Source organism: Alteromonas sp. AWM4_230, from assembly GCF_056158305.1.
This window is the reverse complement of sequence record NZ_JBSWTB010000001.1, coordinates 2461866-2483715: the sequence shown is the minus strand read 5'-3', so window position 1 is coordinate 2483715 and position 21850 is coordinate 2461866. Positions and strand designations below refer to the sequence as shown.

Genomic DNA, 21850 nt, shown 5'->3' with positions numbered 1-21850 from the left:
TGCTTGGCGCAAATATGTACAGTAAAAAAAGGCTGCAAAACTGCAGCCTTTGTCTTATTTAGCTTCAAGACTCCAATTAAAGAGAGCCTTCCAGCTCTGGAAGTACTTCAAACAAGTCGCCCACTAAACCATAGTCAGCAACTTGGAAAATTGGCGCTTCTTCATCTTTGTTGATAGCAACAATAACTTTAGAGTCCTTCATACCTGCAAGGTGCTGAATAGCGCCCGAGATGCCTACTGCAATATAAAGTTGAGGCGCAACAATTTTACCTGTTTGGCCAACCTGCATATCATTTGGAACAAAGCCAGCATCTACCGCTGCACGCGATGCACCAATAGCAGCACCAAGTTTGTCAGCAATACCTTCAAGAAGCTTGAAGTTATCACCATTTTGCATACCGCGGCCACCTGAAATAACGACTTCTGCAGCAGTAAGTTCAGGACGCTCAGATTCGGTAAGCTCTGCTGAAACGAAATCAGACTTCTCACTGCCTTTGACCACATCAATTGTGGTTAATTCAGCGCTACCACCAGTTGTAGCTGCATCAAATGATGCTGCACGAACCGTAATCACCTTTTTTGCATCAGTTGATTGAACGGTAGCAATCGCGTTACCTGCATAAATAGGACGAACAAAAGTATCTTCGCTCTCTACACCAATGATGTCTGAAATTTGCGCTACGTCTAGCAGTGCAGCTACACGAGGCATAAAGTTTTTGCCTGTTGTGGTCGCGGCAGCAACAATGTGGCTGTAGTCGCCTGCAAGCTCTACCACTAGGTCAGCCGTATTTTCTGCAAGCTGATTTTTATAAGCAGCATTATCAGCAACAAGCACTTTTGCAACGCCGTCGATTTGCGATGCAGCTTCAGCAAGTGCTTGGCAACCTTCACCCGCTACTAATATATGGATATCGCCACCCATTTTTTGTGCGGCGTTAACAAGCTTATGCGTTTCCGTCTTTAAGCTTGCATTGTCGTGTTCTGCATATACGAGTACGCTCATGAGATCACCTTTGCTTCATTCTTTAACTTGTCTACCAACTCAGCAACGTCTGCTACTTTAATACCACCCTCACGCTGAGGCGGAGGCGTAACTTTCAGTACCTTAACGTTTGATTCTAGCGCAACACCAAAATCTGCCGCAGCTTTAACATCTAACGGTTTACGCTTTGCTTTCATAATATTTGGAAGCGATGCATAACGCGGTTCGTTCAAACGAAGATCTGTCGTTACAACAGCTGGAAGCGAAAGTGCAACCGTTTGAAGGCCACCGTCAATTTCACGTGTTACATTCACCTTCTCGCCATCTACAACCACCTCTGATGCGAAGGTACCTTGAGGCATACCTGTTAGCGCTGCCAGCATTTGACCAGTTTGGTTGTTGTCAGAGTCAATGCTCTGCTTTCCAAGAATAACAAGTTGAGGTTGTTCTTCTTCAACCACTTTCGCTAAAAGCTTTGCCACTTGAAGTGAATCAAGATTTTGGTCGGTATCAATTTGGATACCACGATCAGCGCCTAGGGCTAGTGCTGTACGTATTTGTTCTTGGCAGCTTTTGTCACCAATTGAAACAACAACGATTTCAGTGGCCACGCCTTTTTCCTTTAATCGAACGGCTTCTTCAACAGCAATTTCGCAAAAAGGATTAATCGCCATTTTCGCGTTTGTAAGATCTACGCCTGATTCATCAGCCTTCACTCTTACCTTAACGTTGTAGTCGATCGCGCGTTTGACCGGTACGAGTATTTTCATATTTACCTCAATTGTTGAGTTCGTCAGTGCTAATTACGTTTCATTAATAATTAACTATTAATAATTAAAAACGTATTACTTCACCACGCTTTTTGAAACTTTAACAATGCTTATACGTTAAAAAAGAAACTGTGGAACGTACGTTTTTTAAAGGCTAGCCTTAAAACGACGTTAACACCACGTTTACGAGCAGGTATAATACGCTGCCAGTTAACGTTAACGTAAACTGCTTTGCAATGTACTTACTGTTGACGTAAACGTCAACCTGCATTACCTTGCAAAACGACAATTAATTTACATGTTTTTGACACAAAGCATTATTTGTTTCATCAATAGTGCACTATAAAAATACAAACATAAGGAGCCTCCCGTGGAACGAGAATCGATGGAGTTTGACGTAGTCATCGTCGGTGCCGGCCCAGCTGGATTATCAACTGCTTGTAAACTGATGCAGCTTGCAAATGAAAAAGACCAAGAACTTATGGTTTGTGTGGTCGAAAAGGGCTCCGAGGTAGGTGCACATATTCTCTCAGGCGCGGTATTTGAGCCCCGTTCGTTAAACGAACTATTTCCCGATTGGCAAGAAAAAGGTGCGCCACTTAACACGCCGGTAACCGAAGACCACATCTATTTGCTTAATAATGAAACGTCAGCGAAGAAGTTACCAAACGGCATTACGCCCAAAACTATGCACAATGACGGTAACTATATCGTATCTATGGGGAACGTTAGCCGTTGGCTAGCAGAACAAGCTGAACAGCTAGGCGTTGAGGTATTCCCCGGTTTTGCAGCTTCTGAAGTTATTTATAACGAAGACGGTAGCGTTGGCGGCGTGCTTACCGGCGACATGGGTGTTGGTGAAGACGGCGAGCCAAAAGACGGTTACATGCCGGGAATGGAGCTTCGTGCTAAATACACTGTGTTTGCCGAGGGCTGTCGTGGTCATTTGGGTAAAGAGCTCATTTCTCACTTCAATTTAGATGAAGACAGCTCTCCTCAGCATTATGCTATCGGCTTTAAAGAGATTTGGGATATAGATCCAGCGAAACACCAGCCAGGCCTAGTGGTTCATAGCGCAGGCTGGCCACTTGATGACGCCACAGGCGGCAGCTATTTATATCACGCCGAAGATAATCAGGTGTTTGTAGGCTTAATCGTTGACCTTAACTACGACAACCCTTATCTGAGCCCGTTTGACGAATTTCAACGCTTAAAACACCACCCTGTTTTTAAGCAGTACCTTGAAGGCGGTAAACGTGTATCTTATGGCGCACGTGCAATTGCCAAAGGGGGGTTTAACTCGTTACCTAAGATGACTTTCCCAGGTGGCCTATTGGTAGGTTGTGAAGCAGGTACCCTAAATTTTGCCAAAATTAAGGGTAACCACACAGCAATGAAGTCAGGTATGTTAGCCGCTGAAAGCATTTTTGAAGCGATTTCAGAAAATGCAGAAGCGCCAGTAAAAGAGCTAACGAGCTTTACAGATAAGTTTAAATCGTCTTGGTTGTATGATGAGCTATTCCGTTCTCGTAACTTCGGCCCGGCTATTCATAAGCTAGGTAATTTCTGGGGCGGTGCATTTAATACAGTAGAACAAAATTTCTTCAACGGTAATTTGTTCTTCACTATAAAAGACGAACACAAAGATTACGCGCAGCTGAAAGAAGCTAAAGATGCTACTGAGATTTCATATCCGAAGCCGGACGGTGTGCTTAGCTTTGATAAGTTATCTTCCGTGTTTTTATCTAATACAAACCACGAAGAAGACCAGCCGTGTCATTTAAAATTAAAAGACCCGTCTATTCCTTTACAGGTCAATTTACCCAAATTCGCAGAACCTGCACAACGCTATTGCCCTGCTGGCGTTTATGAGGTTATTGAAGAAGAAGGTGAAAAACGCTTCCAAATTAATGCGCAAAACTGTGTTCACTGTAAAACTTGCGACATCAAAGACCCTAGTCAGAATATTAAGTGGGTTGTACCAGAGGGTGCTGGAGGTCCGAATTACCCAAATATGTAATTTAAAGCATTATTTGGTTATTTAACTGATATTTTTTAAAAGCGAGCCTAGCTCGCTTTTTTTTTGTGCTACTTTTAATTATTATCTTATAGAAATTTAGTACAACGTATTAAGGTTAATTAATGAGCGAATTTTTAGATATTTTAACCCATGGAAGACGTTTACAAGGTGCTGTTAAGGAATTAAGCATAGAAGAACTTGAACAAGTTCAGGAAAAACTTAACGGTATAATAGAAAAAAGAAAAGAAAAATTACTAGAACAAGAACAACTAAAAAAAGAAAAATTAGAAAAACTTGCTGCTATTAAACAGCAAATGGAAGAAGCTGGGCTTAACGTAGAAGATTTACAAGCTTTGGATACCGGCACAAATAAAAACGTAGGTAAGAAGCGCCCCGTTAAATACAAACTTGTCGATAGCGATGGCGAAGAGCACTTGTGGACGGGCATTGGTCGTATGCCTCGCGTTTATAAAGATGCACTAGATAGCGGCAAATCACTCAACGATTACGCTATTAATTAATATTACTATTTAACCTGCTAATAAGGTCTGTATTTACAGGCCTTATTTTGTTTTTAAGACTCAAACTATGTCTATCAGACAATTATTCATGGGTAAATAAGTCGTGAAGTTAAATTATAAACTTTCTAAGCGAGATTCATCATCACCATGGTTAATTTTAATCCATGGTCTTTTTGGCAATGCGGATAATTTAGCCGTTGTTAAACGGCACTTTGAATCAGCTTTTAATATTATAAGTGTAGACCTTCCGGATCACGGTGAGTCTCCGTGGACTGATAGTTTTTCTATGTCAGCTGCCGCAGATGCAATTTACGACATTATGCAATCATTAAATATTGAAAAAACCGCTGTATTGGGTCATTCCCTTGGTGGAAAGGTTGCAATGAAGCTGGCCTTAAATCACAACGAAAATATCACACATTTAATCGTAGCTGATATTGCCCCAGTAATTTATGACCACAGCCACCAAGCTGTTTTTGATGGGTTGAATTCTGTTTCTTTGGATACCATTGAAAGTAGAAAGGACGCTGAAAAACAAATGGCTGCCCACGTTAAAGAAATGGGCGTCAGACAGTTTCTGTTAAAAAGCCTGTATCAAGATGAAAACGGAGCATGGAAGTGGCGCTTCAATGTGAACGGGCTAATCAAAAGTTACTCGCACATTATTGATTGGGAACAAACAAATCAAACGTTCGATGGCGTAACCTTATTTATTAAGGGCAGCGAGTCCGACTACATTACACCGGCCTATCGCGATGCGATAGCTCGCTACTTTCCAAATGCGAAAGCGCATATTATTGAAGGTACGGGGCATTGGTTACACGCTGAAAAGCCAGCTGCATTTAACGGAATTGTAGAGAGAACGCTCAACAAATCGTCATAAAGTGGAATATTTCTCATTCAACAGGATGAGAATGACTATTATTACATATTTTTGAACGTTTTAGGCTCTTACAGGCGTATATACTGTGATATAGTTGCGCCAGAAATTTTTAAGTAACAACACTATGCTTGCAGAAAATTACGAACTCATTGAGTCCATTATGCTGTATGGCGGCTTGTCCATTCTTTTTGGATTGATGGGTTTTGCTGTACACGATGTATTACGTAAGAACGATGTTCCTCTTATTGGAAGAGTGGTAACGTACGGTGTGCTAGGTTTAGGCGCATTGGGATTTCTTGCGAAAGGCATTATTGAATGGTTTTGGCTAAGCACAGGCGTTTAATTAGTAACGATTAATAGAGGTTAGATATGGCAAGCGTTGGCCTATTTTTCGGAAGTGACACGGGTAATACCGAACATGTTGCGAAAATGATCCAGAAGGAATTGGGTAAACAGCTAATTGATGTAAAAGATATTGCCAAGAGCAGTAAAGAAGACATCGCTGAGTTTGATTTGCTTATCTTCGGTATCCCTACGTGGTACTACGGTGAAGCACAATGTGACTGGGATGACTTCTTTCCTGAATTAGAGCAGATAGACTTTAACGACAAGCTAGTTGCTATTTTTGGTTGTGGCGACCAAGAAGACTATGCGGAATACTTCCTAGACGCAATGGGCATGGTACGCGACATTGTAGAAGCCAAAGGCGCTATTTTAGTAGGTCAATGGTCTACGGAAGGCTATGACTTTGAAGCATCTAAAGGCATGGCAGACGACAATCACTTTGTGGGTCTTGGCATCGACGAAGACCGTCAACCAGAGCTAACAGACTCTCGCGTTAAAGCCTGGTGTAAGCAAATTCACGACGAGCTTTGCTTGGCAGAATTGGCTTAGACATAGCTGAGTCAGCCATAAATTGGCTATCAAAAAGCTATAAAGTATATATAAACTAGTTAGCAATTGAAAAAACCGCTCTCATTGAGCGGTTTTTTGTTATTTAGGAGTACTCGTTGAATTATTAGCTTAGCCGATTGAACTAACTAAAGCTGAAACCGCTCTACCGCCTTTCTTAAACTCTCTGTTTGCGCGTCTAGCATCATTGTCGATTCGTTCGACTGCCTTGTGCTTTGTGCACTTGAATCTGCCAGCGCTACAATGCGGTTTAAACTTGTGGCCACATCACCGAGCAACACATCTTGCTGCTCTGTATCTTCAACAATATGTTCGTTAATGTCGCTCAGACGCTCAATAATTTCTCTAATGCTTTCTACTTGTTGAGAAACCTGTTGGGTTATTTCTACCCCTGTTTGCGCTTGCTCTCGACCTGCATTAATAGCTTTTACAGCCTGCGCTGCATCTTTTTGTAAGTTGCCAATCATTTGTTCGATTTCTTCCGTGGAATCGTGCGTACGATTGGCTAATGTTCGCACTTCATCGGCAACTACTGCAAATCCCCTGCCCTGCTCGCCTGCCCGAGCAGCCTCAATAGCGGCGTTTAGCGCTAACAAATTAGTTTGCTCTGCGATGGTTTTGATAACGTCCAAAATACTGCCAATACTTCTAGAGTTATCATCTAAGCGCGCAATAACCTGGGCTGAAGACTCAGCCTGATCGGCTTGATTGCTAACTTGCTCACTACTTCTTTGAACCAGCAGCCCAATGTCAGTACTTTGTCTTGTGATAGTGCGTAATGCCTCCATCGCTTCATTGATTTGCGCAAGATTACTACGACTTTTGTCTTGAACATTCTTAGTGTTAGTGGAGGTAACAGTGACTTGCTCTCGCTGTTTGTCCACTTCAGACAAGCTCTTGTTACCAAGCTCAACACTTTCCTTTGTGATTTCAATTAAGCGCTTTTCCTGCTCTAAGATATTACCCACCAGTTCTCGCAGGCTATCGGTCAAGCTGTTAACTTTGGCTGAAAGAGCAGAAAATTCATCGTTGCCCTCTTCGGGTAGTTTAGTACTCAAATCCCCATGGCTTAACTGATTTAGCCCTTTGTTTATATGCTTAAGTGGCTTTGAAATGCTGCGCGTTACTATTACCGCTAAAAAAATGGCAGCCGTAAGTCCTAAAATTGCAACAACAGTATTGCGAACTAAATTTTCCTGTACCGATTCGAGTATAGCGTTTTGCCCTTCGAGGGATTGCGCTTGAACGGTATCAAACAGCGTATTTATATCAGCAAGCGCGGTTTCTAATGCTTGCTTTGCTTGTTTTTGTGCTTGCGCCGCTTTGTCTACTTCAGCAAGTTTTTGTCGTTGCAACGCTATTAACCCGTTTGAACCGTTTACGGCGTCTATTAGTAACTCGTATTGTTCATTAAACGCCTCTATTGTGCCCCCATCATCCACGCTTGTAGCCAAACGGTTCACATAATCCTTATCTACCTGTAAATTGCTTAGCTGGTATTCAAGGTCTTCAATGATATTTGCACTTTGGGTTTCATCGATAGATTCAGCTAACTCAATGAAAGAGTCGTTCATGGTAAGCAACTTATTATCAATGGCGGTGCCAGCGCCAATAAGCGTATCTAGACCAGGGTCATTACTTTCCAAATAAGAAAGGTCCAGCATCAATGCGCTTGCTTCGTCTGCCGCCATAAGTACTTTTTCAAGCTGCGTAGCAAGCGCGTTTTCAATATTCATTCTTTCATCAATTGCAATGTACATTTCATTACTGTCGCTCACATAGCTCGAACTTACTTCAACAGCATTTTTAGCTATCGAGTTTTCTGGCATGAGAGATTTCAGTCGCGACAAATCGTTAGAAAAGGTGGATGACAGCGAATCAAATGTTTGCTTATTTTTTTCTAATTCTTCTCTACTTTCTACGTGATAACCATTGGCCGTTATTACCGATAAAGACAATATTTCAGTTTTTACTTTTACCATACTGGTCTGTACTGGCATTTTTTGCTCTACAACGTCTTGTGCGGAGTCCTTAATACCGCTTAAACCGAAATAGGAAAGGATACTCGTGAGCAATAGCAGGCAGCCAAATAAGCCGAAGCCTAAAGTGATTTTATTTATAATTGTTAACCGCATGAACACTTCCACTTAAATACGTGCAAAAAACTATCAAATGAACGCAACTCTTTAAGTTTAGTTTAACAGGATGTTAAATCAATGCATTAAAAGTTCTATTTATTTTACTTATTTGTTAGATAAATCGTACACTTACATTCTGGTCAGGCCACACAGCTCAAAGCCCACACTTAAGTACAATATTTTTTGCAATAAGTGTCTTGGGTAATTTTTCGGCGAGAAGACAAAGATTCCACGGTTTTGCTTTTAAATTGTTTCAACTTACCTATAATAACCACCAAATACTTATTCACTCGTTCTTAGTAGGCTGTAATGGATCAAAATAAAGAATTGAAAAAAGCAGGGCTTAAAGTCACTCTGCCTCGCCTTAAAATTTTACAAATTCTGCAAGAGCCAGAAAACCAACATATCAGCGCTGAAGACGTCTATAAAATCCTTATCGAACAGGGTGAAGAAATCGGTCTTGCTACTGTATACCGCGTATTAAACCAATTTGATGATGCAGGTATTCTTAACCGCCACCACTTTGAAGGTGGAAAGTCAGTATTTGAAATCAGTCATAAAGATCACCACGACCACCTTGTATGCCTTAAGTGTGGCAAAGTGATCGAGTTTGAAGACGAAATTATCGAAGAACGCCAAGAGATGATTGCTAAGCAGCATAAAATGAAGCTTACCCATCACAGCCTTTACCTATATGGCGAATGTACAGACGGTAACTGCGACAACGCTCCTGAATAAGTTGGAATATTAATTAGTAAGAAGCCCGCTTGAGCGGGCTTTTTCAATTTATTAGGCTTTGAATTTGTATGCATGGTAGGCGTTGATTGCCTTTTCCCATACATCGCCTACCTCTCCTGAGCCTATCTGCCTGCCCTCTACTTCAACTACTGGGGCAACCTCTTTGCTTGACGACGTTAACCAAACCTCATCAGCCTCTAGCAATTCGCCTTTACTAAACCAAGTTTCCGTCACCACCAGCCCTGCTTGTTTGAATGCCTCAATGGCAATGGCACGAGTAATACCAGGGAGCAGTTCATGGTTTAATGGAGGCGTAAAAATACACCCATTTTTCACCATAAAGACGTTACATGAGCTTGCCTCAGTTATCATACCTTCGCCGTTGTACAAAATAGTTTCATTAACACCTGCGTCAACACCCGCTTGATAGTGCATTACGTTGCCTAAAAGAGAAGTAGATTTGATATGGCAGCGTTGCCATCTTTTATCTTGCTGAAGCGCAACTTTGAAAGGCTTAGCATCAGCCTTGGCTTTAGGCTGAGGTGGCGCTATTTCAAAGGCGAACCCAAATACGGTTGGTGCTATATTCTTGGGGTATGCATGAAAACGCTTTGTATCGGTGCCTCGACTCACATGGAAATAAACACCTATGTTTCCGCTTTCAATAAATGCTTTATTTTTCTCAACCAAGCTAGACAAAATGGTTTGCCATTCTTCTACCGTATACGGGTTAGCGATTTCTATAGCTTTAAGGCCTTGCGACATGCGAGACGTGTGCCCTTTAAACCCTACCGCTTTGCCTGAATAAGTAGGTATGACTTCATAAATACCGTCGCCAAAAAGAAAGCCTCTGTCCATCGGAGAAATCTTGGCCTCAGAAAGAGGCATATACTCACCATTTAAAAACGCAATTGTCATAATATTTCTCCTTGTAATCGACGACGCCTACTTATCATTAGTAGCCAATCCGCCCTTGCTTCTTCTTCGTTTTGAAATACGAAATTCACTTTTTCACTTGGCACAGCTTGGGCCAAGCGACTTATATCACAGGGGCTTACACAGCCAAGTTTAGGGTAGCCTCCCAGTGTTTGCCTATCGCGCATCATCACAATTGGCTGGCCGTCCCCGGGAACTTGAATTGCGCCTAAATGAATTGCCTCTGAGCGCATGTTTTCTATATCGGCGGTAACTGATTCGCCGGTCAACCTAAAGCCCATGCGATCGATAGCTGATGAAACCGTATAGCTGCTTGTTTCAAACGTGCGTAAAGCAACAGCGCTAAAGCTCGAAAACTGATACCCGGGAATAACCCGAATAGACTCCAAGAATCCATAGTCATCGATATGTTGCTGTGGAAGCGTGCGCAGTTTAGCGCTGTCTTGGTTTCTAATGTTAGCTAAAACCTCAATGCAGTCTCCTTCTTTTAACACGCTTCCCTTGTTATCTAGCCCGCCTAACTGTTCGCGAACCACCGTACAAGCACTACCCACCGCTTTCGGAACCTGCCAATTTCCACCAACCGCTAAATAGGCTTTGCTACCAAGTAGAGCGCTGCCGAACGTAATCGTTGCGCCTGCCGGTACATGTTGGCTCTGGTATGTTGCTTTAGCATTTCCATCTACGTCGAGTAAGGGCTCCCTGCCAGTTACCGCAATAATACAATCTTCATCAACCCGTAATTGCATTTCACCAATGGCCTCTATGCAGGGCGTACCATCAAGGTTAAAGGCGAGAAAATTAGCCCAATCATAGGCATTACTGTCCATAGGGCCTGATTCACAAAAACCATCCCGTTGTCGCCCTACTCTTCCGCTATCAATAATAAGGCTAAATAACCCTTTACTGAGCACTTCAATTTTCATAGTTCAACCTGCAATCCTGCTTTGTATTCCTGTTCAGTAACCGAAACAAACCTGACAACGTCACCCGCTTTTAACCGCAACTCACTGTGTTCATCGTTATGAACAAGCATGTCAAATGCCGTAAGCCCTAATAAATTCCATCCCCCCGGTGATTCACTGGGGTAGACAGCGGTTTGCCTGTCAGCGATTGCGACCGCGCCTTTGGGAACGCGTTTACGTGGTGTACCAAGCCGCGCACAACCGAGCGCTTCTGGAATATCCCCCATATAGGCGAAGCCTGGAGAGAATCCCACTGCGTATACTTTATAAGTTGTGCTAGTGTGCAATTCGATAACTTCTTCAATAGACAGCGACGTTTTCTTACTCACTACACTCAAATCACTGGCATTTGGCGCGCCATACCACACAGGGATTTCAATCACTGCGCTACTTTCGTTTCTGTTAGCTTGTATAGATTCCGTGTGCTGAATTATGCCTTCAGCGTCTAAACTGCGTAAGGCTCGGTACACACCGTGGCTGTCAATTAGTGCCATATCGAAAACAATTAACAAACTGTCGTAAGAAGGCACACATTCACGCAGCCAAGCCCACGAATTGCTTCCCTTTTTGCTATCTATCGCTGCCAGCATGTTGTGGCAGGCATTATTCGCATCATCCAAATTTGCGCCGTCAAAATACAAGATGATGGCGTCTGCACTTGCTGTAACTATTCGTTTAATACGACCGAAAGCTTGCATCTACTGTCCTTGTTGTTTCACTGGCCATTACGAGTTGTGTTGCGCTTTAGGTATTCGACGCTTGGCACAACAAAGGTTAATAGCCTTATGTATTGTTCTTTTAAATTGTGTTTTTTATATGGCAGGTTTATAGAAATGTTCTGATTTTACTCGCAATACTTACCGCCCCTTTAGTATCGCCATGTACACATAAAGAGTCAGCTTCTACTGCAATTGTATTTCCCGATGACGTACTTACCGTTCCCGATGAAATAAGCTGTTTAGCTTGAAGCAGAGCGTCGCTTTCGTTCAACACGGCACCTTCTATAGTTCGGGATTGCAGTAAGCCTTCATCGGTATACCGTCTGTCAGAAAACGCTTCAAAATACAAAGGCAGCCCCCAATTTTGCGCTGCTTCTTTAAGCGCCGCATTTTGCGACGTAGCCTGCACCATTAACGCTAGGGGAGCGTGTGAAGACTGTTCGTTTATTTCACTTATGCTTTGCATTACTGTTCGCATGATAGCAGTATCTTTCATCATGTCGTTATACAACGCACCATGGGGCTTCACATAGCTGACTTTAGCACCACAAATCTTCGCCATACCGCTTAAGGCACTGATCTGATATTGAATCATAGCCTTAAGTTCGTCAGCGGCAATCGCCATACTTCTGCGGCCAAAGCCTTGTAGATCGGGATAAGCCGGATGTGCACCAATGGCTACATCATGCTTTTTGGCTAACAAAATAGCCTGCTTCATGACTAATGGATCGCCAGCGTGAAAACCGCACGCAATGTTCGCCTGATCGATTTCCGCCATTATGGCCGATTCCACTGGCATTGACCACGCGCCAAAACTTTCACCTAAATCGCAATTTAACTTCATAATGGTTTAGCTCTTACGTTCATTCCAGTATCATGTTACCTGTTCTTTTTAAAAAGTCAGTGCTGATGATAAATATTGGAAAAATTAATATATTACGCGTGGTAGCCCATTACCCTTTTGGCTATGCTTTAGCGCCACTTGTCGAAAACAATGACGAGAACGACAGCGTAATAGAAATAGATGATGCAGATGAGCAGCAAACCGTTACACTTGCGATTGACGAAGTAGAGACGCCGTTAACCGAAGGGCAACAGGTTGAAGTATTTGTGGCTACGGATCAGCGCGGTGACCTTTATGCCACCATGAAGAAACCACTTATTCAAGTGGGCGAAACCAAGGTACTTAAAGCGGTGTCTGCCACTAATTTTGGGGCATTCTTCGATTGGGGCTTAGAAAACGATCTTTTAATGCCTAACGACTACCAAGCCCAACCTGTAAATCCAGGTATGTACTACGTAGTTCACACCTTTTTTGATGATAAAACTCAGCGCATTTTAGGTGCTACCAAGCTTCATTATTTTTTAAAGGAAACTAGCGCCTATCTCAACGAGGGCGACACGGTACAATGCTTAGTTTATGCGAAAACTGATTTAGGTTTTAAGGTGGTTATCAATGAAAAAAGCTTAGGGCTGATTTTCCACAGCGATGCCTTTAAGCCGCTTAAAGTCGGGCAAGCTACTGAAGGTGTAATTAAAACGATTCGCGAAGATGGCAAAGTGGATGTTGCCCTGCAGCGCATAGATAAAGGTGGCCGTGATGCACTTCAGCAAGCCATTTTGGATGATTTAGAAGCCCACGGCGGCATTTCAACGCTAACAGATAAGAGTGCGCCAGAAGCCATCTACTCTCATTTTAACGTAAGTAAAGCGGCGTATAAAAAAGCGTTAGGCGCGTTATATAAGCAAAAGAAAATCTCGCTTAGCCCAGATGCAGTCCGCCTTAACAAATAAACACACATGTCACAGCTGCATTGAAGCGCTAAATTAGCCTGTTTTGCAGCTTCTTTTTTTTATTCTTATGACATTAGGACAAACAATGAAAGCACGTGTTTCTTGGGATCAAGATTTAACTTTTACAGGTACAACAGACAGCGGCTACAAAACAGTAATGGACGGAAGCGGCAAGGCCGTGTCACCAATGGAGTCAGTATTATTAGCGGTTGGTGCGTGTTCAAGTATTGACGTGGTAGACATTCTTAAAAAAGGCCGCTTTAACATTGAAGCCTGTAATTGTGAGTTGGAAGCTGAGCGTGCTGAAGAGCCACCTCGAGTATTTACTAAAATTCACGCACATTACACGGTGTCAGGTGAAGGCATTAGCGAAAAGGCCCTTGCCCGTTCTGTGCAGTTGTCGGCAGAAAAATACTGCTCTGTCATGCTGATGTTAACGGGTAATGTTGAGATCACCACAAGCTATACTTTGGTTTAATAGACTATTATAGAACTCACCGCTTATTAGCAATTCTCGCTAAGCATTAGCGTAAAAAGCCAACCAATTAGGTTGGCTTTTTTTATTTAAACTTCATTTCTCACTTGTAACACATTGAAACGTCTACAATTTAACATATGTTAACGTCTTTGGCACATTAGCTGCTGTATACGGTCATTATTATATAACGATAATTACGTTAGGGTTATTGACCATGGAATCTACAACACACAGCAACACCATTCTTTCATCAGTACAATCTTCAATTCCGTTTTCACCAACATCGCTCAAACTGCTAGTTGGAAGCGGGATCATCGCCCTTACTCTCTCGATGTCAGCCTGTTCCGATGCTGATGCGATTAACGACCAAGCTAACGCCACCGAAGTTGAAGAAACCGTTTTTGCTATCCCTGTTGAAACCCAAACCATTGTTACCGGAGACATTACGTCTACTTACGATACAACCGCTATTTTAGAAGCACGTGAAGAAGCATTTGTGGTTGCGAGAGCATCTGGAATTATCGAAGAAATCTTCGTAGAAGAAGGTGATTACGTTGAGAAGGGCCAAGTTCTTGCGCAGCTAGATAAACGCCGCTACGAGCTTAACTTATCAAAAGCTCTGGCTGATTTAGCCGGCATTGAAAGCGAACTAGAAAAGGTTAATAAAGTTTATTCGAAAAAGCTTATCAGCGATGACACTTACGACAAACTTACCTCGCAATTTGAATCAGCTAAAGCGTCTGTACGCTTAGCTGAGCTTGATTTGAAAGAAGCTACGATCACGGCGCCGATTGATGGATACATTGCAGAAAGAAACGCAAAAGTAGGCAACCTAACTGAATCGTTCCAACGGGAGAGAATGTTCCATATTGTTCAGCAGCGCAATCTTCAAGGCATTGTTTACCTGCCTGAAAATGAGCTACCTAACGTAGTGATTGGACAAGGTGCAATGCTTACCGTGACGGCTTTAGGCGATAGAAGTATCACGGCGAGCGTTGAGCGCATAAGCCCAGTCATCGATGCGACCACCGGCACGTTCAAAGTAACCTTAAAAGTACCAAACGAAGACAATCAGCTCAAAGCCGGCATGTTTACCGATGTATCACTTGAATATGCTACCCATGCTAACGCCACATTGTTGCCCCGCAGAGCGCTGGTTACTATCGATAACAGCCACAGCGTATTCGTTGTAGATAACGGCAAAGTTAAGAAAGTTGATATTGCTACTGGCTTTGAAAACAACGAAGTAATCGAAGTTACCAATGGTTTAAGCGGCAATGAAGAAGTAGTGACTGCAGGCCACCAGAATTTGAAAGACAGCGCTCCCGTTGAAGTTGTAAACAGCTAATTCGGCCTAACAAGGAATTCACACAATGCGTATTGTAGATATTGCTGTAAAGCGCCCTGTTGCCGTTAGTATGTTCACTTTTGCGGTATTGCTATTTGGTATGGTGTCGTTAGGCAGACTGTCTGTTAACTTACTGCCAGACTTATCTTACCCTACTCTCACTATTCGCACCGACTACGACGGTGCCGCGCCAGGCGAAGTAGAACAATTGGTTTCAAAACCTATTGAAGAAGCCATCGGCGTAGTAAAAGGTGTACGTAAAGTCACGTCCACATCGCGAGCTGGCCAGTCTGACGTGGTGCTTTCATTTGCATGGGGTACTGACATGGATTTCGCGAGCTTAGAAGTGCGCGAGAAACTTGATGTATTACAGCTTCCCCTTGATATTGAAAAGCCAAGACTCCTTCGGTTTAACCCAAGTTTAGACCCTGTTATTAAACTGGGCCTCACCACTCAAAGCGACACATCAACGCTAAGCGTGGCGCAAATGAAGCGCTTACGTTTATATGGCGAACAGCAGGTTAAACGTGCGCTTGAATCGGTAGAAGGCGTAGCTGCCGTGCGTGTTGGCGGTGGTTTAGAAAACGAAATCCATATACTTATTGACCAGCAAAAAGCCAGTCAACTGTCGATTCCTATTACTAGAATTATCGACCGGGTGAAAGCTGAAAATATTAACGCGGCGGGCGGTCGAATTGATAACGCAGCCCAGGCGTTTTTAGTCAGAACTTTGAATCAATTTGAAACGCTCAGTGATATTGAAAACCTCTTTATTGGACGTTTTGAAGGCAGAAACATTCAACTTAAAGATGTGGCTACGGTAGAAAATGCGTACAAAGACCGTGATGTGGTAACTCGCTTTAATGGTAGTGAAGGCATTGAGATTGCCATCTATAAAGAAGGCGACGCTAACGCAGTTGACGTAGCACAAAAAGTGGCAAGCCGGTTAAATGAGGTCAACAACAACTTGCCTTCTAACTACACGCTTAGCGAAATTTATGACCAAAGCGTGTTCATCAAGCAAGCTATAGACAACGTGAAGTCAGCGGCAGTGATGGGCGGTATTTTAGCCATGTTGGTGCTGTACCTTTTTCTTAAAGACTTCTGGGCCACTGTAATTATATCGGTTTCCATTCCGGTGTCAGTAATTGCTACCTTCAATTTGATGTATGCCAACGACATAAGCTTAAACATGATGAGCTTAGGTGGTATCGCGCTGGCTGTTGGACTATTGGTAGATAACAGCATTGTTGTGCTTGAAAATATCGATCGTCATAAGAAGTTAAAAATGGTTGGAAGTGATAACGCTACAGCCAATGAAAAGACAACGGCAGAAGCTACAGAAGCTGAAGCATCTGCCGCTAGCGAAGGAACAAAAGAAGTGTCTGGCGCAATTGTGGCTTCGACACTCACCACTATGGCCGTGTTTGTGCCGCTAATATTTGTAGAAGGTATTGCAGGTCAGCTGTTTAAAGACCAAGCGTTGACCGTGTCGTTTGCTTTGGCCGCGTCGCTTGTTGTCGCGCTTACACTAATCCCTGCGATGGCGCACAAGAAGAAAAAGCAACAGCTCGACCATGAAGATGTGTTCACTACACCAGCACCTACTCCTCCTACGTCGACGTTTGGCAAAGTTATGTATTACTTTACCCTGCCAGTTCGTTGGGTATTCAGGCTTATCTTTGTATTTTTACCTGCAGCCTTGGTTACCTTGGTGATAGGTGCATGGCATATCGTCAGCAAGTTATTAAGTGTTGCGTTTAAACCACTTATCTGGGTATTTAACAAAGGGTTTGACCTTCTCGCTTCTGCTTATGAAAAACTGCTGCGCGTAAGCCTTAAAGCCAAAGCGCTGGTGTTAGCTATTGCTTTTATTCTTGCTGCTGGCGCGATAATGCTTGTACCAAAACTAGGTATGGAACTTATTCCTACCCTGTCACAAGGAGAATTTTCGGTAGAAGTGACCCTCCCTGCGGGCTCGCCATTAGCGCGTACCGACGCTATTATCAGCGAGCTTGCTGCGGTTGCAGTAAATAACAATGATGGCGGCGAAACCAAGGTGCTTCGCACCTATGCCATGTCTGGTACGGGTAGTCTAATAAGCGCAGCGCCTAATCAAGGAGGCGATCATTGGGGCCGCTTAAACATTGTCATGCAGCCTTCGGCGACAGCTGGCGATATGGACGATGTGAAGCGTGCCCTTCGTGATTACCTAGCCTTCAAACCTCAGGTTCAGGCAACGTTTTCAGAGCCAGAGCTATTTAGCTTTGCTTCGCCTATTCAAATTGAAATTGCGGGTTACGACCTAAATCAGTTACAACAATATGGCGACGCCATTTCGACAAAACTTGCCAGTTACAGTAATTTTGCAGACGTAACGACCAGCATTCGTGACGGAAACCCAGAGCTTAAAATAGCCTTCCATCACGCCAAACTTGCTCGCCTTGAGCTTGATGCATCAACCGTTTCTCAACTTATTGCGGCCAAAGTGGGCGGCCGCGTCGCTACACAGTATAGCGTGGAAGACAGAAAGGTAGATGTGCTGGTAAGAACCCAAGAGAACCAACGTGATGATATTGCAAGCATACGCGCCATTGTTGTTAACCCAGGCTCTGCGCAACCTATTCCTTTAAGTGCCGTGGCAGACGTGTACATGAGTGTAGGCCCTAGCGAAATTACCCGCGTTGGACAGCAACGTGTAGCATTGGTATCGGCAAACTTAGCCAAGGGTAAGCTTGATGAAGCCGTTGCCGTTGCTAATAAAGTCATTGATGAAACCCAACTTCCTCTATCTTTAAGTGCAACAGTAACCGGGCAAAGTGAAGACATGCAAAGCAGCTTCCGTTCGCTACAGTTTGCCTTGGCACTTGCGGTGTTTATGGTGTATTTGGTTATGGCGTCACAATTTGAGTCGTTGCTGCACCCACTGCTTATTCTATTCGCAGTACCGCTAGCCGGTGCGGGCTCAGTATATGGCCTGTGGATTACCAATACGCCGCTAAACGTGGTGGTATTTATCGGTTTAATCATGCTGTGCGGTATTGTTGTGAATAACGCTATTGTATTAGTTGACCGTATAAATCAGTTACGCCGTCAAGGCGTAGAGAAAGAGACCGCTATTCTAGAGGCTGCAAAGACCCGCCTACGCCCTATTGTGATGACTACACTCACTACTGTGTTGGGTCTATTGCCGATGGCATTTGGTTTTGGCGAGGGAGCTGAAATTCGCACGCCCATGGCCATCACCGTTATTTACGGCCTTCTGTTTGCAAGCTTGCTTACGCTAATTTTACTGCCAGTGCTTTACAGCCTGTTCGACGTTAAGAAAAACGTTGCGCAGAAAACGTCTGTTAATACTAATGCGGGCTTTTGTGACGAAGGAGCAATGTCGAAAGGAGGTGTACTATGAGTACACCTTCTCACAACGCTAATAACAGTTCTGAAACCCATACTGAAAAGCGCCAAACACGTGAGCCAAGTCAACGCAAGACAGATATAGCTTCACAGCCGCACCTTTCAAAAATTGCAGGTATAGGCGCTGGGCTTGCACGCTTTGCGCTAAACAAGCCCGTTACCATAGGTATGCTGTTTTTATCTATGCTGCTGTTCGGCATTGTATCTGGACGCTTACTACCCCTTGAAAAGTTCCCCGGTATTGATATTCCAGAAATGGTAGTGCAGATCCCCTATCCTGATGCGACACCCGTTGAAATTGAGACCATGATCACTCGTCCGGTTGAAGAAGCCGTTGCTACCATGTCGGGGATAAAGCGCTTAAGGGCACGTTCATATGACAATATGGCTGAGGTCATTGTGGAGTTCGACTGGGATGAAAACCTTAAAGCCAAAAGTATTGAAGCGCGGGAGAAGATTGACGCTATTCGCCACGAACTCCCTGACGATATAGAGCGGATCATGGTGTATAAATTTAACACCAACGATATGCCTATATTCCAGCTGCGCGTATCGAGCGACCGCGACTTATCGAACGCTTATGACCTCTTAGAGCGTAACCTTAAGCGTCCGCTAGAGCGTGTCCCGGGTGTATCGAAAGTTGAACTATACGGCACCATGAAACGCCAAATTACTATTCGCTTAGATCCCAAGAAAATGGCAGCCTACCAAATCGACGGTACACGCTTAGAGCAGCAGCTTCAAAACGCAAACTTCTCGCTAACCGCGGGCTATATGTACAACAACGGTGAAAAAGTTCTGGTTAACCCCACTGGCGAATTTACCGATGTAAACGACTTCAAAAACATGTGGGTTACTCGAAGCGTGCGTTTATCTGATGTTGCCAGCGTGACCTACGAGCTTCCTCAGCGCAACGAAGGGCGACACCTAGATCGCACCTTCGCGGTGGGCTTTAACGTATTTCGCGAATCGGGCAGCAATCTTGTAGAAGTTTCCGACGCGGTAATGAAAGTTATCGAAAAAGCCAAAGAAGACCCTGAGTTTACAGGCATTAGTTTATTTGTAATGGACGACACCGCGAAAAGCGTGACTTCGTCGCTGAGCGATTTGCTAAACGCAGGTCTTTTAGGTGCGTTGCTTTCAGTTATTGTGCTGTACTTGTTCTTGCGCCAGCTTACCACCACCTTGATTGTGGTGTTGTCGGTGCCGTTTTCTATCTGTATAGCCTTAGGCGTAATGTATCTTTTGGGTTATACCCTTAATATTTTATCGTTGATGGGCCTCATGCTAGCTGTAGGTATGCTAGTAGACAACGCCGTTGTGATCACCGAAAGCGTATTCCAAGAACGCCAACAAGAAAGTGACATAAAACGTGCAACCCAAGTTGGGGTCAATAAAGTTAGCCTTGCCGTTATTGCTGGTACAGCTACCACGGCCATTGTATTTTTACCCAATATTATTGGAGTAAAAATAGACGTAACTATCTTCTTAGAGCACGTTGCTGTAGCTATCTGTATATCTCTTTTCGCGTCGCTTTTCATTGCTAAAACCCTTATTCCCTTACTGACGACCAAGGTAAAGATCCCAGTTGTAAAAACGCCTAAAACACCGTCTTACATAAAAGGCTATGGTCGTGCACTTAACTGGATGTTAAAACACCAGGGAATAACCTGTGTTATTGCTCTATTGCTGCTTGCGTCGACCATTGTGCCCATGCAGGTGGTTACTTCAGATGATGAGGGCAATAATAACCAAGAGCGTATTTGGCTTAACTATCACGTAACGCAGAATTTTACGCTTGATGAGGTGGAAAAAACTGTCGATAGAATGGAAGCTTACCTGTATGAGAACCAAGAACGCTTTCACATTAAACAGGTGTATACCTATTTTACTGCCGGACATGCTGTAAGCGGTATAACGCTTAATGACGAACTGCCCGTAAGTGTGGGTAAAATTAAAGAGGATATACGTAAAGACATGCCCTCTTTTGTGCGTGCCCGTCCCTCGTTTCAATGGGATAGCGGCAACGGTGGTGGCGTAAGAGTTACGCTATTGGGTGAATCGTCAGAAACTTTGCTCACTATTTCAGAGCAAATAGTTCCTATTCTTTCAACTATAGAAGGATTGGAAGATGTGAAAGCCGACACTGGCTCTACCCGAGATGAGGTACAAATCCGCATAGACAGAGAGAAGGCGAACCGCTTAGGTATTCAAGTTAACGACGTAGCTAAACTTATCTCTACAGCACTACGGGGCAGTAATTTACGGACATTCCGCTATGGTGACGCCGGAGAAGTAGCAGTACAGCTTAAATTCGGTAGCGATATTCAAGCCTCGCTAAACAAACTTAAGAACATCAATATTGGGTTTACGCAGGGTCAATCGGTAACGCTGAATATGATTGCAGATTTCTCTGTGGTGCCACAGCTATCGCAAATTAATCGAAACTATCGTCAGACCGCGCTCGCTATTGGCGCAAACCTAGAAGGGGAAACCACCACAGAACAAGCCCGAGAGCGTATCGAGAACGCGTTAGCTAATATTGAATTGCCGACAGGATATAAATGGACGTTAGACGGCAGCTTCTCTCGCCAGGATGAAGCCAATGCGGTCATGCAAATGAACATGTTACTAGCACTTTGTATGATATACGTTGTGATGGCTGCACTGTTTGAATCGCTGATACTTCCAACGTCTGTGATCACATCGTTACTGTTTTCTTTCACCGGTGTGTTTTGGGCATTCATGGTAACAGGTACCTCTATGTCTATTATGGGGATGATCGGCATGCTGATATTGATGGGCATTGTGGTTAACAATGGCATTGTATTGGTAGACAGAATCAATCAGTTAATTAACGAAGGCTTGTCGCTGTATGACGCAGTAATTGAAGGATGTTTAACGCGTATAAGGCCTATTCTGATGACAGTAGCCACAACGGTCTTGGGGCTTATTCCACTCGCTATGGGAAGTACTCGAATTGGTGGCGACGGCCCTCCCTACTCTCCGATGGCCATAGCAATCATTGGCGGGCTGGTATTCTCTACGCTAACCAGCTTATTTTTAGTACCTCTTGCTTACGTGCTGCTGCTAAAACTTAGGTTTAAAACCCAACGTCTATTTAAAACCAGTAAAGCGCGTGTAGCCACGTATATAAAAATCGTTAATTAAGACGCATATTTGCACGAGCAAAAAGACAAAAAGCGGGTCTAGTTTTCAACATTTACGTCAC

18 protein-coding genes are annotated in these 21850 nt (G+C 43.6%); 11 read left to right on the top strand and 7 right to left on the bottom strand.

All coding sequences use genetic code 11. From position 1 onward, the window contains the following. Window positions 1-76: 76 nt before the first annotated feature. Both ACXACS_RS10580 and ACXACS_RS10575 read right to left on the bottom strand, forming a co-directional pair. Window positions 77-1003 (bottom strand): electron transfer flavoprotein subunit alpha/FixB family protein, encoded by a 927-nt coding sequence (locus ACXACS_RS10580; protein WP_474806394.1) that lies wholly within the window; start codon window positions 1001-1003, stop codon window positions 77-79. Continuing rightward, on the bottom strand, window positions 1000-1752 hold the full coding sequence (locus ACXACS_RS10575; RefSeq protein ID WP_039216447.1) for an electron transfer flavoprotein subunit beta/FixA family protein: 753 nt from the start codon (window positions 1750-1752) through the stop codon (window positions 1000-1002). Before ACXACS_RS10575 ends, ACXACS_RS10580 begins: the two co-directional genes overlap by 4 nt. 370 nt (window positions 1753-2122) lie before the next feature. On the opposite strand from ACXACS_RS10575, the gene ACXACS_RS10570 reads away from it, so the two are divergent. The 5 genes from ACXACS_RS10570 to fldA all read left to right on the top strand — a co-directional run bounded on the left by ACXACS_RS10570 (window position 2123) and on the right by fldA (window position 6070). After that, window positions 2123-3772, top strand: coding sequence for an electron transfer flavoprotein-ubiquinone oxidoreductase (locus tag ACXACS_RS10570; RefSeq protein ID WP_474806392.1), 1650 nt, complete (start codon window positions 2123-2125; stop codon window positions 3770-3772). A 122-nt stretch (window positions 3773-3894) separates the two neighbouring features. After that, on the top strand, window positions 3895-4293 hold the full coding sequence (locus ACXACS_RS10565) for an H-NS histone family protein (RefSeq protein ID WP_474806390.1): 399 nt from the start codon (window positions 3895-3897) through the stop codon (window positions 4291-4293). 103 nt (window positions 4294-4396) lie between these two features. Beyond that, window positions 4397-5176, top strand: a complete 780-nt coding sequence (locus tag ACXACS_RS10560; RefSeq protein WP_474806389.1) for an alpha/beta fold hydrolase — start codon at window positions 4397-4399, stop codon at window positions 5174-5176. Between the two features lie 124 nt (window positions 5177-5300). Further along, on the top strand, window positions 5301-5519 hold the full coding sequence (locus tag ACXACS_RS10555; RefSeq protein ID WP_012519093.1) for a DUF2788 domain-containing protein: 219 nt from the start codon (window positions 5301-5303) through the stop codon (window positions 5517-5519). Between the two features lie 26 nt (window positions 5520-5545). Next, on the top strand, window positions 5546-6070 hold the full coding sequence (fldA, locus tag ACXACS_RS10550) for a flavodoxin FldA (protein WP_014949739.1): 525 nt from the start codon (window positions 5546-5548) through the stop codon (window positions 6068-6070). A gap of 146 nt (window positions 6071-6216) precedes the next feature. Here the strand turns inward: fldA and ACXACS_RS10545 are convergent, their stop codons facing one another. Beyond that, on the bottom strand, window positions 6217-8223 hold the full coding sequence (locus ACXACS_RS10545; protein WP_474806388.1) for a methyl-accepting chemotaxis protein: 2007 nt from the start codon (window positions 8221-8223) through the stop codon (window positions 6217-6219). A gap of 312 nt (window positions 8224-8535) precedes the next feature. On the opposite strand from ACXACS_RS10545, the gene fur reads away from it, so the two are divergent. Further along, window positions 8536-8964, top strand: coding sequence for a ferric iron uptake transcriptional regulator (gene fur / locus ACXACS_RS10540; protein ID WP_179983643.1), 429 nt, complete (start codon window positions 8536-8538; stop codon window positions 8962-8964). A 51-nt stretch (window positions 8965-9015) separates the two neighbouring features. Here fur and ACXACS_RS10535 read toward each other — a convergent pair whose 3' ends face one another. From ACXACS_RS10535 to ACXACS_RS10520, 4 genes are all read right to left on the bottom strand, one after another. Further along, the gene (locus ACXACS_RS10535) at window positions 9016-9882 is read right to left on the bottom strand and encodes a D-amino acid aminotransferase (protein WP_474806386.1); all 867 of its coding nucleotides are present in this window, start codon (window positions 9880-9882) and stop codon (window positions 9016-9018) included. Continuing rightward, window positions 9879-10826, bottom strand: coding sequence for a 5-oxoprolinase subunit C family protein (locus ACXACS_RS10530; RefSeq protein ID WP_474806385.1), 948 nt, complete (start codon window positions 10824-10826; stop codon window positions 9879-9881). The genes ACXACS_RS10535 and ACXACS_RS10530 overlap by 4 nt, the downstream gene beginning before the upstream one ends. Continuing rightward, window positions 10823-11563 carry a 5-oxoprolinase subunit B family protein gene (locus ACXACS_RS10525; RefSeq protein WP_474806383.1) on the bottom strand — a complete coding sequence of 247 codons (741 nt, stop codon included), beginning with the start codon at window positions 11561-11563 and terminating at the stop codon, window positions 10823-10825. Before ACXACS_RS10525 ends, ACXACS_RS10530 begins: the two co-directional genes overlap by 4 nt. A gap of 127 nt (window positions 11564-11690) precedes the next feature. Next, window positions 11691-12428, bottom strand: coding sequence for a 5-oxoprolinase subunit PxpA (locus ACXACS_RS10520; protein ID WP_474806380.1), 738 nt, complete (start codon window positions 12426-12428; stop codon window positions 11691-11693). A 65-nt stretch (window positions 12429-12493) separates the two neighbouring features. Between ACXACS_RS10520 and ACXACS_RS10515 the strand changes: the two genes are divergently transcribed. The 5 genes from ACXACS_RS10515 to ACXACS_RS10495 all read left to right on the top strand — a co-directional run bounded on the left by ACXACS_RS10515 (window position 12494) and on the right by ACXACS_RS10495 (window position 21789). Continuing rightward, a complete protein-coding gene (locus ACXACS_RS10515; protein ID WP_474806378.1) occupies window positions 12494-13378 on the top strand; it encodes a CvfB family protein in 885 nt (294 codons plus the stop codon). An 85-nt stretch (window positions 13379-13463) separates the two neighbouring features. After that, window positions 13464-13856 (top strand): OsmC family protein, encoded by a 393-nt coding sequence (locus ACXACS_RS10510; protein ID WP_474806377.1) that lies wholly within the window; start codon window positions 13464-13466, stop codon window positions 13854-13856. Between the two features lie 214 nt (window positions 13857-14070). Beyond that, a complete protein-coding gene (locus ACXACS_RS10505) occupies window positions 14071-15204 on the top strand; it encodes an efflux RND transporter periplasmic adaptor subunit (RefSeq protein WP_474806376.1) in 1134 nt (377 codons plus the stop codon). 25 nt (window positions 15205-15229) lie between these two features. Then, window positions 15230-18613 carry an efflux RND transporter permease subunit gene (locus ACXACS_RS10500; RefSeq protein WP_474806375.1) on the top strand — a complete coding sequence of 1128 codons (3384 nt, stop codon included), beginning with the start codon at window positions 15230-15232 and terminating at the stop codon, window positions 18611-18613. Then, window positions 18610-21789, top strand: a complete 3180-nt coding sequence (locus ACXACS_RS10495; protein WP_474806373.1) for an efflux RND transporter permease subunit — start codon at window positions 18610-18612, stop codon at window positions 21787-21789. The genes ACXACS_RS10500 and ACXACS_RS10495 overlap by 4 nt, the downstream gene beginning before the upstream one ends. The last annotated feature ends 61 nt before the right edge of the window (window positions 21790-21850 follow it).

Excerpts from the sequence above, each read along its gene's own strand:
- ACXACS_RS10580 (WP_474806394.1), bottom strand. The coding sequence starts at position 1,003 with ATGAGCGTACTCGTATATGCAGAACACGACAATGCAAGCTTAAAGACG.
- ACXACS_RS10575 (WP_039216447.1), bottom strand. The coding sequence starts at position 1,752 with ATGAAAATACTCGTACCGGTCAAACGCGCGATCGACTACAACGTTAAG.
- ACXACS_RS10565 (WP_474806390.1), top strand. The coding sequence starts at position 3,895 with ATGAGCGAATTTTTAGATATTTTAACCCATGGAAGACGTTTACAAGGT.
- ACXACS_RS10555 (WP_012519093.1), top strand. The coding sequence starts at position 5,301 with ATGCTTGCAGAAAATTACGAACTCATTGAGTCCATTATGCTGTATGGC.
- fldA (WP_014949739.1), top strand. The coding sequence starts at position 5,546 with ATGGCAAGCGTTGGCCTATTTTTCGGAAGTGACACGGGTAATACCGAA.
- ACXACS_RS10545 (WP_474806388.1), bottom strand. The coding sequence starts at position 8,223 with ATGCGGTTAACAATTATAAATAAAATCACTTTAGGCTTCGGCTTATTT.
- fur (WP_179983643.1), top strand. The coding sequence starts at position 8,536 with ATGGATCAAAATAAAGAATTGAAAAAAGCAGGGCTTAAAGTCACTCTG.
- ACXACS_RS10535 (WP_474806386.1), bottom strand. The coding sequence starts at position 9,882 with ATGACAATTGCGTTTTTAAATGGTGAGTATATGCCTCTTTCTGAGGCC.
- ACXACS_RS10530 (WP_474806385.1), bottom strand. The coding sequence starts at position 10,826 with ATGAAAATTGAAGTGCTCAGTAAAGGGTTATTTAGCCTTATTATTGAT.
- ACXACS_RS10525 (WP_474806383.1), bottom strand. The coding sequence starts at position 11,563 with ATGCAAGCTTTCGGTCGTATTAAACGAATAGTTACAGCAAGTGCAGAC.
- ACXACS_RS10520 (WP_474806380.1), bottom strand. The coding sequence starts at position 12,428 with ATGAAGTTAAATTGCGATTTAGGTGAAAGTTTTGGCGCGTGGTCAATG.
- ACXACS_RS10515 (WP_474806378.1), top strand. The coding sequence starts at position 12,494 with ATGATAAATATTGGAAAAATTAATATATTACGCGTGGTAGCCCATTAC.
- ACXACS_RS10510 (WP_474806377.1), top strand. The coding sequence starts at position 13,464 with ATGAAAGCACGTGTTTCTTGGGATCAAGATTTAACTTTTACAGGTACA.
- ACXACS_RS10505 (WP_474806376.1), top strand. The coding sequence starts at position 14,071 with ATGGAATCTACAACACACAGCAACACCATTCTTTCATCAGTACAATCT.
- ACXACS_RS10500 (WP_474806375.1), top strand. The coding sequence starts at position 15,230 with ATGCGTATTGTAGATATTGCTGTAAAGCGCCCTGTTGCCGTTAGTATG.
- ACXACS_RS10495 (WP_474806373.1), top strand. The coding sequence starts at position 18,610 with ATGAGTACACCTTCTCACAACGCTAATAACAGTTCTGAAACCCATACT.